The sequence below is a fragment of the Dyella sp. SG562 genome (assembly GCF_011759495.1).
Taxonomy (GTDB): Bacteria; Pseudomonadota; Gammaproteobacteria; order Xanthomonadales; family Rhodanobacteraceae; genus Dyella_D; species Dyella_D marensis.
Genome location: NZ_JAAOYS010000005.1, coordinates 255198 through 268815, shown reverse-complemented (window position 1 = coordinate 268815; position 13618 = coordinate 255198). Strand labels below are relative to the sequence as shown.

Genomic DNA, 13618 nt, shown 5'->3' with positions numbered 1-13618 from the left:
TGAGCCAGTATGGATGCGTCGCTCGTGAAAACCGTACTTTCGTTCGTGGGGCAGGGTACCCATCACGTGGGGATGGGGCGTGAATTGTTCGAAGGCGATGCATGCTTCCGCGCGAGCATGCAGCACGCCGAAGGGGTGGTGCGCGAGCGTTGCGGCGAGTCCGTGCTGGCCTTGCTGTATCCCGCGCAGAGCAGCCATGAACCGCTGACGCGCCTGCTGCACAGCCATGCCGCGATCTTCATGGTCGAGCATGCGCTGGCGACGTCGCTGCGCGAACGCGGCCTGCAGTTCGACCTGGTGCTCGGTTCCAGCCTCGGCACGTTCGCCGCCGCGGCCGCCGCCGGCTGGATCGATGCGGACGCCGCGCTGCTGGCGGTGATCGAGCAGGCGCTGGCGGTCGAGGCACATGCCGAGCCCGGGCGCATGATCGCCGTGCTCGGCGATCCGCAGCTCTATCTCGACGCGGCGCTGCTCGCGCTGTGCGAAGTCGGCGCGCGCAACTTCGCCCGGCATACGGTGCTGTCGCTGCCGGAAGCCAACGGCGAGGCCGTGGAATATCTGCTGCGCCAGCGCGGTATGAGTTTCCAGCGGCTGCCCGTGGCGTTTCCGTTCCACTCGCGCTGGGTCGACGCGGCGAAGGCGCCGTACGAAGCCTTCCTGCGCACGCTCGCGCCGAAAACCGGCCATCTGCCCGTCGCCTGCTGCACCGCGGGCGCCGTGCTGCCGGCGATGACGCCCACCGATTTCTGGTCCGTCGTGCGCGATCCCATCCGCCTGCCGGAAACACTGGCGGCGATCGGTGCGCCAGAGGGCCATCGCTATATCGACGCCAGCCCCGCCGGGACGATGGCGACGCTGCTGAAACACGCGCTGCCGGTCGGAGGCGCGCAGATCCGCCCGATCCTGTCGTCTTCCGGCGGCGATCTCGCGCGGCTCGATGCGCTGCTGCCCAGACCCGCGCGAACGGCAGCGGCAGGCAAGGGACAGGTAAGTAACGGACAACTACCGGAGTCACGCCCCATGAAGGCAGTCATCTTTCCAGGCCAGGGTTCGCAATTCAAAGGCATGGGCAAGGAGTTGTTCCCGCTCTTTCCCGAGCAGGTGCGCAAGGCGTCGGAAATCCTCGGCTATTCGTTGGAAGATTTGTGCCTCAACGACCGCGACGGCCTGCTTTCCAAGACCCAGTACACGCAGCCCGCGCTGTACGTGGTCAACGCGCTGCACTACTACCAGGTGCAAGCCGGCGGGGCCGCGGATGCGCCCGTCATCTTCGCCGGCCACAGCCTGGGCGAGTACAACGCCCTGCACGCGGCCGGCGTGTTCTCCTTCGAAACCGGCCTGCGGCTGGTGCAGAAGCGCGGCGAGCTGATGGGGCGCGCGAGCGGCGGCGGCATGGCCGCGGTGATGGGGCCGTCGGCGCAGGACCTGCGCGGCATGCTGCAGGAGCATCGCCTGCACGGCATCGATATCGCCAACCTCAATACGCCCACGCAGACGATCATCGCGGGCGACCATGAGGCGCTTGCGGCGGCGGCGCAATTGTTCGAGAAGATGCAGCTGCGCTACGTGCCGCTGAACGTCAGCGCGCCGTTCCATTCGCGCCATATGCGGCCGGTGCAGGCGGAATTCGCCGAGTTCCTGCGCGGCTTCAGCTTCGAGGCGCCGAAGGCCACGGTGATCGCCAATGCCACCGCACGGCCGTACGAAGGCAGCCGCATCGCCGACACCCTGGCCAGCCAGATCGCCACCCCCGTGCACTGGGTGGATTCGATCCGCTACGTGATGGGCAAGGGCGAGGTGGAGTTCCAGGAGCTGGGCGCCACGATCCTGTCCAGGATGGTGACGGAGATCCGCCGCACGCAGACGCCGATTTTCGACGACGAGGACGATGCCGCGCCGGTAGCGCCTGCCATCGTTCCCCGTGCCGATGACGCCGGCACGCCGGCGGAGTCCTTCACCGCACCGCGCGGCGAACCCGGCGCGATCGAAGCCTCCTCGCTGGGCAGCGCGGTGTTCCGCCGCCGCCACGGCGTGCGCTACGCCTATATGAGCGGCGCGATGTACCGCGGCGTCGCCTCGGCCGAACTGGTGGTGCGCATGGGCAAGGCCGGCCTGCTCGGCTTCTTCGGCGCTGGCGGACTGTCGCCGGCAAAGATCGAGCAGGGGCTGCTGCGCATCAAGGCGGAGCTCGATGCGGGCCAGCCCTATGGCATGAACCTGCTCGCCAACTACGAGTACCCGGCGCAGGAAGAGGCGGTGGTGGATCTCTACCTGCGCCACGGCGTGCGCAACGTGGAGGCGGCGGCCTTCATGCAGATGACGCCGGCGCTGGTGCGTTTCCGCCTTAATGGATTGCGGCGCAACGCTGCAGGCGAGCTGGTGTGCACGCATCGCGTCATTGCCAAGGTGTCGCGCCCGGAAGTCGCGCGCGCCTTCATGAGCCCCCCGCCGCCGGCCATCGTCGAGCGCCTGCTCGAACGCGGCCTGGTCACGGCGGAGCAGGCGGCCTGGGCGCCGTCGGTGCCGATGAGCCACGACGTCTGCGTCGAAGCCGATTCCGGCGGCCATACCGACGGCGGCATCGTGGCGGTGATGCTGCCGCCGTTGATGAAGCTGCGCGACGAGCTGCAGGCCGCGCATGGCTATGCCGAGCCGATCTGCATGGGCCTGGCCGGCGGCATCGGCGGCCCCGAGGCCGCGGCCGCGGCCTTCCTGCTGGGCGCGGACTTTATCGTCACCGGCTCGATCAACCAGTGCACGGTGGAGTCGGGCATGAGCGCCGACGGCAAGGCGCTGCTGCAGGCCATGGACATCCAGGACACCGAGTACGCGCCGGCCGGCGACATGTTCGAGATCGGCGCGCAGGTACAGGTGCTGAAGAAGTCGGTGTTCTTCCCGGCGCGCGCCAACAAGCTGCTGTCGCTGTACCGCCACCACGAAAGCCTGGAGGACATTCCCGAGCGCACGCGCAAGCAGCTGGAGACGACGTTCTTCCGCAAGAGCTTCGGTGAGATCTGGGAAGAGACCCGCGCCTATTTCCGCTCGGTGGGCCTGGAGCACGAGATCGCCAAGGCCGAGGCCAATGCCAGGCACAAGATGGCCCTGGTGTTCCGCTGGTACTTCGCCTACTGCACGCGCATCGCCATGGAAGGCAAGGGCGAGGACCGCGTGAACTACCAGATCCAGACGGGCCCCGCGCTGGGCTCGTTCAACCAGTGGGTGAAGGGCACGGCGCTGGAGCCGTGGACCGCGCGCCACGTGGACGACATCGCCGTCCGCGTGATGGAAGGCGCGGCCGAGCATCTCAACCGTTCCTTCGCGCGGCTGCGCCGCGGCTGACAACGAATCGAAGCACAGGAAGGCACGCGCATGAACGCCGGTCAGATCGAGCCGATCAATGTATCCCCCGAACGCGAGGACATCGCCATCGTCGGCATGTCCTGCCGCTTCCCGGGCGCCGCCGACTATGCGCAGTACTGGCGCAACCTGGGCGCCGGGGTCTCCAGCGTGGGCGAGGTGCCGGCGAACCGCTGGGACAGGGAGGCGTTCTACTCGCCCGACGTGCGCGAGCCGAACAAGTCGACCAGCAAGTGGGGCGGCTTCATGGACGGCGTGGAGTTCTTCGACGCCGACTTCTTCGGCATCTCCGCGCGCGAAGCGGCGGTGATGGATCCGCAGCAGCGCATCATGCTGGAGCAGGCCTGGAACTGCCTGGAGGATGCCGGCTACGACCCGCGCGCCTTCAGCGGCACGCGCACCGGCGTCTATGTCGGCGTGTTCACCTTCGACTACCGCGACCACCTGGGCCGCGCGCTCGATACCGTGGAGGCGCACGTCGCCACCGGCACGCATACCGCGCTCATTCCCAACCGCATCTCCTATTTCCTCAACCTGCACGGCCCCAGCATTCCGGTCGACACGGCCTGTTCTAGCTCGCTGGTGGCCTTGCACAAGGCCGCGCACGCCATCCGCCGCGGCGAATGCGAGCAGGCCCTGGTCGGCGGCGTCAGCGTGCTGTGCAGCCCGACCCATTTCATCTCGTTCTCCAAGACCGGCATGCTGTCGCCGGACGGCAGCTGCAAGACCTTCGACGAGCGCGCCAACGGTTACGTGCGCGGCGAAGGCGCGGCGATGGTGCTGGTCAAGCCGCTGGCCAAGGCGGTGGCCGACAAGGACCGCATCCTGGCGGTGCTGCGCGGCAGCGCCGTCAACCATGGCGGGCATGCGCGCACGGTCACTTATCCGGGTTCGCTGGCGCAGTCCAACGTGGTGGCGCATGCGCTGCGCGAAGCGGACGTGCCGGTGGGCACGGTGAGCTATGTGGAAGCGCACGGCACCGGCACGCCCAAGGGCGATCCGATCGAGATCGAAGGCCTGAAGATGGCTTTCGCCCGCGTGGCGGAGGAGCGCGGCGAAGTACTGGATGCCGGGTCCTGCGGCATCGGCAGCGTCAAGACCAATATCGGCCACCTGGAATCGGTGGCCGGCATGGCCGGTTTGATCAAGACCATCCTGTGCATGCGCCATGGCGTGTTTCCGCCGCTGGTGCATTACACCAGGCTCAATCCGCGCATTGCGCTGGAAGGCAGTCCGTTCTTTATCGTCGACCGGGCGCAGCCGTGGGTGGTGCGCAAGGACGCACACGGGCGGCCGGTTCCGCGCCGCGCGGGCATCAGTTCGTTCGGCTTCGGCGGCGTCAACTCGCATGTGGTGGTCGAGGAGTATCCCGGTAGCGAGGCGGCAGCCGACGAGGTGGCCCCGTCGCGCGAACCTGCGCTGATCGTGCTTTCCGCGAAGACCGTGCCGGTGCTGCGCGAGCGTGCGAAGCAGCTGCTGGACGTGCTGGCTTCCGGTGAAATCGGCGATGGACAGTTGGCCGATCTCGCTTACACCCTGCAGATGGGACGGCAGGGGATGGCGGCGCGCCTGGCGGTGGTGGTGGATTCGGTGGCGGTGCTGCGCGCGCGGCTGCAGTCGTGGCTTGAGGGCGACACGCGCGGCATCTTTGCCGGCGAGCTTTCGGCCGAGGCGACCGCATGGTCCGCGGAAGCGGCTTTGGTCCAGCCCGATGCGGACGCGCTCGAAACGGCGCGGCGCTGGGCCGCGGGCGAGTCCTTCGATTGGGCCGCTCTTTACGCCTCCGTTCCGCGCCGCCGCCTCGCCTTGCCGACCTATCCCTTCGTGCGCGACAAGCACTGGGTCGAGCTGAAAACGGCAGTCGGCGCGCAGGCGGCGATCCATCCGCTCGTGCATCGCAATACCTCGACCGTCTCCGGCCTGCGCTTCACCAGCCGGTTCAGCGGCCGCGAATCTTTCCTTGCCGACCACGTGGTGCAGTCGCGGCCGACCCTGCCGGCGGCGGCGCAGCTGGAGATGGTCCGTTGCGCCGCGGAGCTTGCGTTCCCCGCGGGTGGCGCCTGCCGCCTGCAGGATGTGGTGTGGCTGCGCCCCTTCGTCGCCGAAGACGAGTCCAGGGATTGCCATGTCGCGCTGTTCCCGGAAGGCGAGGGGCGCTTCGGCTTCGAGATCTACGACGACGAAGGCGAGGGCAGCGTCTACAGCCAGGGTGCGGTGACAAGGCAGCTTGCTGCTGCCGAACCTGCGACGCACGATCTGACCGCATGGCGGGCGCGCTGCCGGCGCTCCGTCCGCAAGGCGGGCGCCAGCTACGAGTTGTTCGATCGTATCGGCCTGGCCTACGGGCCCGCGCATCGCGCGCTGGGCGATGTCCTGATCGGCGATACGGAAGCGCTTGCGCGCATCGTGCTGCCCGACGCCGCCAAGCCTTCGCAGGGCGACTACGTGCTGCATCCCAGCGTGCTGGATGCCGCGCTGCAGGCGGCCATCGTGGTCGCCGCCGACGGGCAGTGGACGGATGCCGGACTCGCCCTGCCTTTTGCGCTGGCGTCGCTGGAGGTGATGGCGCCATGCCATGGCGACCTGTGGGCGCTGCTCCGCCGCGAAGCAGGACAGCGCGCTGGCGATGGCGTCAGCCGCTTCGATATCGATCTGTGCGACGACAGTGGCGCGGTCTGCGCGCGCCTTGGCGGCTTCTCGCTGCGTGCGGTGGGGCAGGCGAACGAAGAAGCCGTGCGCACGGCGCTGTTCGTCCCTGCATGGACGCCAGCGGCGGCCGCGACCGGAGCGGTTCCCGCGCAACATCTGGTGCTGTCATGCGTGCCGTCAGCGAGCCCGCACGTGCCCGGCGCGGCCTTTGTCGATATCGACATGCATGGCGATCTGGCGGAGCGCTACGAGTCGGCGGCGGCTTCGCTGCTCGAAGCGATCCAGGCGCTGGTGCGGCAACCCGGGCGGCACCTGGTGCAGGTGGTCGTTCCCCAAGCCGGCGAAGCGCAGCTGCTGGGCGGCCTCGGCGGCCTGCTGCGCACCGCGCAGCGCGAGAATCCGCGCATTGTCGGCCAGCTGATCGAAGTCGAGCCGGGGCAGGACATCGCCCGGGCCATCGCCGATAGCCGCGAAAGCCTCGCATCGCGCATCCGCTATGTGGATGGCGTGCGCCAGGAAGGTGCGTGGCAGGAGACGGCGGCGCCATCCGTCGCGCGCTCGCCCTGGAAAGCGGGTGGAACCTACCTGGTCACCGGCGGAGCAGGCGGCCTGGGCCGGATCCTCGCTCGCCACATCGCCGCGTCCGCAAAGGACGCCACGCTGATCCTCACCGGCCGCTCGCCGTTGCCCGATGCGGGCTTCGCCGAGCTGGCGGCCATGGGCGCCACGGTGCGCTATCGCCAGCTCGACGTGGGCGACCGGGAAGCGGTCCTGTCCTGCGTCAGCGAACTTGCCAGCCTCAACGGCATCGTCCACGCCGCCGGCGTCCTGCGCGACAGCCTGCTGGTGCGCAAGACCCGCGACGAACTGCGCGACGTGCTGCGCGCGAAAGTCGCCGGCACGCTGCATCTGGACGAAGCCAGCCGCGATCTGGATCTGGATCTTTTCCTCTGCTTCGCCTCCACCTCCGGCGCGCTCGGCAATGTCGGCCAGGCCGACTATGCGGCGGCGAACGCTTTCATGGACGCCTTCGCCCGCCATCGCGCCGAACTCGTCGCCCAAGGCCGGCGCCGCGGCCGCAGCCTGTCCGTGGACTGGCCGCTGTGGGAAGCGGGCGGCATGCGCGTCGATGACGCAACGCGCGCGGAGCTGCTCGCGCACAGCGGGCTGGTGCCGCTGCGCACGGCCAGCGGCCTCGCCGCGCTGGAGCAGGCGCTGGCGCTGGACGTTGCGCAAGTGCTGGTGGCGGAAGGCGCGATCGCCCGGTTCAAGGCTGCGCTCGTGGACAGCCCGGCTGCGGTGTCCACAGCTCCGATCGAGGCGGGTTCCGTCTCCGCCGAATTGCGCGACAAGGCGGTGCGCTACTTCGTCCGCCTGCTGGCCGGCACGCTCAAGCGTGCGCCGGAGAGCATCGACGCACGGGCGCGGATGGAAGCCTATGGCATCGATTCGATCCTGGTGATGGAGCTGACCCGCTCGCTGGAGCAGGTGTTCGGCACGCTGTCCAAGACCTTGCTGTTCGAATACCAGACCATTGCCGAACTGGCGGGGCATTTCCTCGAAGAGCATCGCGAGCGGCTGGTCGAAGCGCTGGGTGAGACCGCGCAGGAAGCACCGGTGGCGGGGCCGCGCGACACAGTCGCGCCGACGCCGCTGTCGCGCCGTCCGCGTTTCGGTTCCAGCCAGCCCGAGCGCTTGGCGGCGGCGCTCGATGCCACGAGCGCGGCCGGCGAGATCGCCATCGTCGGCGTGGCTGGCCGCTATCCGCAGGCGGCCGATCTCGCCGCGTTCTGGGCCAACCTCAGCCAGGGCGTCGACAGCATCACCGAGATTCCCGCCGAACGCTGGGACTACCGCGACTACTACGACGCCGACCGCGATGCGCCGGGCAAGACCTACGGGAAATGGGGCGGCTTTATCGATGGCGTCGACCGCTTCGATCCGCTGTTCTTCAATATCTCGCCGCGCGAAGCGGAACTGATGGACCCGCAGGAGCGCCTGTTCCTCGAATGCGTGCATGCCACGCTGGAAGATGCCGGCTACACGCGCGAGAACGTGGCCGAGGACGGCAACGTCGGCGTGTTCGCCGGCGTGATGTACGAGGAATACCAGCTCTACGGCGCGCAGGAGCAGGCGCGCGGCAACAACCTTGCGCTGCTCAACAGCCCCGCCTCGGTTGCCAACCGCGTTTCCTACTTCTGCAACTTCAACGGCCCCAGCCTGGCGCTGGACACCATGTGCTCGTCGTCGCTGACGGCGATCCATCTCGCCTGCCAGGCCATCCAGCGCGGCGATTGCGCCGTGGCCATCGCCGGCGGCGTCAATGTGTCGATCCACCCGAACAAGTACCTGATGCTGGCCCAGGGCCGGTTTATTTCGGGCAAGGGCCGCTGCGAGAGCTTCGGCGAAGGCGGCGAAGGCTATGTGCCGGGCGAGGGCGTGGGTGCGGTGCTGCTGAAGCCCTTGGCGCAGGCGCAGGCCGATGGCGACCACATCTATGGCGTGATCCGCGCCACCGCGGTCAATCACGGCGGCAAGACCAACGGCTACACGGTGCCGAATCCGAACGCGCAGGCGAAGGTGATCGAGCGCGCGCTGCGCCGGGGCGGCGTCGACGCGCGCGAGATCAGCTATATCGAGGCGCACGGCACGGGCACCAGCCTGGGCGACCCGATCGAGATCGCAGGCCTGGCCAAGGCGTTCCGCCACTGGACGCGCGACACGCGCTACTGCGCCATCGGTTCGGCGAAGTCGAATATCGGCCACTGCGAAAGCGCGGCGGGGATTGCCGGGGTCACCAAGGTGCTGCTGCAGCTGAAGCATCGGCAGCTGGCGCCGAGCCTGCATTCGGCGGTGCTGAATCCGAACATCGATTTCGACGCCACGCCGTTCGTGGTGCAGCAGGAGCTGGCGCCGTGGGCGCGGCCGGTGATCGATGGGCGCGAGCGGCCGCGGCTGGCCGGCATTTCCTCGTTCGGCGCGGGTGGGGCGAATGCCCACGTGGTGATCGAGGAGTACATCGCGCCGCAACCGGCGGCACAGCCGTCCGGTCCGGCGCTCGTCGTGCTTTCGGCGCGCCATGAGGACAGGCTGCGTGAGCAGGCTGCGCGCCTGCTTGCCGCGATCGAGGCGGACCCGCAACTGCCGCTGCACGATCTGGCCTACACCCTGCAGGTGGGCCGCGAAGCGATGGACGAGCGGCTTGGCGTGCTCGCTCATTCGCTGGAAGATCTGCGCACGAAACTCGCGGCCTACGTGGCCGGAGAAAGCGCGATCGAGGATCTTTATCGCGGACAGGCGCGGCGCAACAAGGACGCCTTGGCTGTCTTCGCCGGCGACGACGATGCGGAAGCCATCGTCGAGGCGTGGATCGCGCGCGGCAAGTTCGGCAAGCTGCTCGATCTGTGGGTCAGGGGCCTGGCGATCGATTGGGCGCGCCTGCGCACGGATGCACCGCTGAGGCGCATCAGCCTGCCCAGCTACCCGTTTGCGCGCGAACGCTATTGGGTGCAGACGGGCGAGGCCCGCCCGCTTGCCGTCATGACCGGTGCGAACCTGCACCCGCTACTGCAGCGCAATACCTCGGATCTCGACGGGCCGCGTTTCAGTGCCGGCTTCAGCGGCGACGAATTCTTCTTCGTGGACCATGTAGTGCGTGGCACGCGCATGCTGCCCGGCGTCGCCCAGCTGGAAATGGCGCGCCGCGCGGTCGCCGAAGTGGCCGGTGCCGGTTTCGAGCCGCGCCTGAAGAACGTGTCGTGGCTGCGGCCGATCGTTGCCGGTCCGGATGGCATCGCGCTGCAGTTGTCGCTTTATCCGGAAGCCGACGGCGCTGTCGGTTTCGAGATCCATGGCGAGGGCGACCTGGTTTACGCACAAGGCATGGCCGTCGATGGGCGCGGCGCCGAGGCGGTGGCGAATCACGATCTCGTGCTGCTGCGCTCATCGTGCACGACGACTTACACCGCAGCGGACTGCTACGCCGCCTTGGCGCGGATGGGTCTGCAGTACGGGCCGTCGTTCCAGGGCATCCGCGAACTCTTCACCGGCGCCGGCCAGGTGCTCGCGCGCATTGCCGTTCCTGCAGCGGCGCCGGCGGATGGCTACGAACTGCATCCCAGCCTGCTTGATGCGGCATTCCAGGCCACGCTGGGCCTGCAGTTCCCGGTGCCCGCGGCTGCCGTGCCGCAGGTGCCGTTCGCGCTCGGCGGCCTGCAGGTGCTGCGCCCGTGCGCGGATGCCGCCTGGGCCATGGTGCGCTACAGCGCCGGCAGCGGCGCCGGGCAGGCGGTGCCGCGCCTGGATATCGATCTGTGCGACGAGCAGGGGACGGTCTGCGTCCGCTTCACCGACGTGGGGCTGCGCGCGATGGCGGCCGCGGCGAACGAGCCTGCCGCGGCTCGCACCCTGATGCTGGAACCGGCATGGGCCGCGAAACCGGCCGGCGCTGCCGGCGCCGAGCCGTTCGCCAGCCATCTGGTCATGGCCTGCGGTGTCGACGCGGGCGTTGCACCGCCGGGCGTGACCGTGGTTGCGACTTCGATGGATGGCGATCTCGCGGCATGCTACGAAGCCGCCGCCGCTACCTTGCTGGAGCGGTTGCAGGCCTTGTCCACGCAGGGCGGCATCCATCGCGTGCAGATCGTGGTGCCCGCCCATGGCGACGGCAGCCCGATGGCCGGCCTGCTCGGCATGCTGCGCACGGCGCGCCTGGAAAATCCGCGCCTCCACGGCCAGCTGATCGCGGTCGAACCCGGACAGGATGTCGCCAGGGCGCTGCTGGACAACCGGGACGACGACGCGCGCCATGTGCGCTACGCCGGCGGCGAGCGACAGGTGGCGGGCTGGGCCGAACGCCAGGTTCCCGCTGCTTCCTCGCCGTGGAAGGACCACGGCGTCTACCTGATCACCGGCGGCGCCGGCGGACTCGGCTCGATCTTCGCCGAAGCGATCGCGCGCGACGTGCGCAATCCGGTGCTGGTGCTGACCGGCCGCTCCGCGCCGGACGAACGCATCCACACGGTCATCCGTCGCCTGGAAGCACTCGGCGCCGTGGTGCGGTATCACGCCATCGACGTCGCCGATGCTGCATCGCTGACCGCGCTGGTGCGCGGTATCCCCGAAGAGTTCGAAAGCCTCGACGGCGTGATCCACGCAGCCGGCGTATTGCGCGACGGCTATCTGGCCGGCAAGACCCGCCAGCAGCTGCGCGGCGTCTTCGCGGCCAAGGTGGCCGGCACGCTGAATCTCGACGAAGCCACCCGCGACATGCCGCTGGATTGCTTCGTCTGCTTCTCCTCGATCGCCGGCGCCGCGGGCAATGTGGGCCAGGCCGACTATGCCGCGGCGAACGCCTTCATGGACGCTTTCGCGCACGAACGCGCCGCCCGCGTGGTGCGTGGCGAGCGCTACGGCCGCTCGCTGTCGGTGAACTGGCCGCTGTGGGAAGAGGGCGGCATGCACGCCGACGAGGCGACGCGCGCCATGCTGCTGCGGCAGTGGGGCATGCGCGCGATGGGCAGCGCCCACGGCGTGGATGCGCTGCACCGGGCGCTGGCCGCCGGCATCGGCCAGGTGCTGGTGATCGAAGGCGATGCCGCCCGCATTCGCGAAGTCTTTCTCGATGCGCCCCGTGTCGCGCCTGCGGCGGAAGCGCGCGCCGTGCCCGCTGCATCCAGCGATGCCGCTCCGGCGCAAGGCCTGCGCGATCCGCTCAAGCGCGCGCTGATGGCCCAGGTATCCGCGCTGATCAAGGTGAAGCCGGAAGATCTCGATGGCGATACCTCGCTCAACGAATACGGTTTCGATTCGATCTCGCTGACCGGCTTCGCCAACGCGCTGAACCGGCAGTACGGCCTCGACCTGATGCCGACGATCTTCTTCGAGTACTCCACGCTGGATGGCCTGGCCGGTTACCTGGAGCGCGAATACCGCGACGTGCTGGCGGCGCGCTTTGCCGCGCCGGTGCCGGCGGCAGCGATGCCCGCACCGGTCGTCGCGGCCGAAGCGCCGGCGCAGGAGGCCCGCCGCGCGCGCCGCGGCTACGCCGCCACCGCCGCGGCCCCCGCACCCGCAGCGAAACAACCGGTTGCGATTATCGGCATCAGCGGGCGCTTTCCCATGGCCGAGGATATCGATGCGTTCTGGCGCAACCTCGACGAAGGCCGCGACTGCATCGGCGAGATGCCCGCCGGCCGCGCCGACTGGCTGGCCTGGCACGGCGAACGCGCGCCGGAAGGCAGCGCGGGCCAGATTGTGCGCGGCGGCTTTATCGAGGGCGTGGACGCATTCGACCCGGCCTTTTTCGGCATCTCGCCGCGCGAAGCGGAGCTGATGGATCCGCAGCAGCGGCTGATGATGATCCACATATGGAAGGCGCTGGAGGATGCCGGCTACGCCGCCTCGGCGCTGGCCGGCAGCGACCTGGGCCTGTATGTGGGCACCATGCCCAGCGGCTATGCCACCCTGGCCAGCCGTGCCGGCGCGGCGATCGAGGGTTACTCCTCCACCGGCACGGTGGCGTCGGTCGGCCCCAACCGCATGAGCTATTTCCTCGGCGTGCACGGGCCGAGCGAGCCGGTGGAAACCGCCTGTTCAAGCTCCCTGGTGGCGATGCGCCGCGCGGTGCTGGCGATCGAACGCGGCGATTGCGCCATGGCGGTGGCCGGTGGCGTCAACACCATCGTCAACCCGGAGTTGCATATCAGTTTCGAGCGCGCCGGCATGCTCAGCGCCGATGCCCGCTGCAAGACCTTTTCCGCCGATGCCGATGGCTATGTGCGCGGCGAAGGCGTGGCCATGCTGGTGCTGAAGAAGCTGGCCGATGCCGAGCGCGATGGCGACCATATCTACGGCCTGGTGCGCGGCACCGCGGAAAACCACGGCGGCCGCGCCAATTCGCTTACCGCGCCGAATCCGGCGGCCCAGGCCGCGGTGATCCGCCGCGCGCACCAGGACGCCGGCATCGATCCGCGCACGGTGACCTATATCGAAGCGCACGGCACCGGCACGCCGCTGGGCGATCCGGTGGAAGTGAATGGACTGAAGGCGGCGTTCCGCGATCTCTACGCCGCCACCGGCGGCGGCGAAGTGGCCGAAGCGCACTGCGCGCTCGGTTCGGTCAAGACCAATATCGGCCATCTGGAACTGGCCGCCGGCGTGGCCGGCGTGGTCAAGGTGCTGCTGCAGATGAAGCACCGCAGGCTGGTGAAGAGCCTGCATGCGCAGACGCTCAATCCGTATATCGACCTGGCCGGCAGTCCGTTCCGCGTAGTCGGCGAGGCGCGCGAATGGACGGCATTGCGCGACTCGCAGGGCCGCGCCGTGCCACGGCGCGCGGGTGTGAGTTCGTTCGGCTTCGGCGGCGTCAATGCGCACGTCGTGCTGGAGGAGTACATCGCGCCGGTGGCCGATGCGGCGGCTGCCGAAGGCCCGGTCGCCGTGCTGCTGTCCGCGCGCGATGGCGAGCGCTTGCAAGAGCAGGTGCGGCAGCTTGCGGCTTTCGTCGCCTCGCCGGAGACGCGCGCCAGCGTTTCGTTGGCGGATCTCAGCTACACCTTGCAGATCGGCCGCGAGCCGATGGAGGAACGCCTCGGCGTGATCGCCGGTTCGC

2 protein-coding genes (1 of these 2 running past the window's edge) are annotated in these 13618 nt (G+C 69.0%); both read left to right on the top strand.

Features of this window, described 5'->3' with window-relative positions; all coding sequences use genetic code 11:
* Nucleotides 1-24: 24 nt before the first annotated feature.
* Complete coding sequence (fabD, locus tag FHW84_RS12040; protein WP_167255764.1) at nucleotides 25-3339, top strand: ACP S-malonyltransferase; 3315 nt, start codon at nucleotides 25-27, stop codon at nucleotides 3337-3339.
* A gap of 30 nt (nucleotides 3340-3369) precedes the next feature.
* On the top strand, nucleotides 3370-13618 hold the 5' end (the start) of the coding sequence (locus tag FHW84_RS12035) for a non-ribosomal peptide synthetase (RefSeq protein ID WP_167255762.1). Its footprint extends 21542 nt past the window's final position; 10249 of the gene's 31791 nt are visible here — the first part of the coding sequence; the start codon lies at nucleotides 3370-3372; its stop codon lies off the right edge, out of view.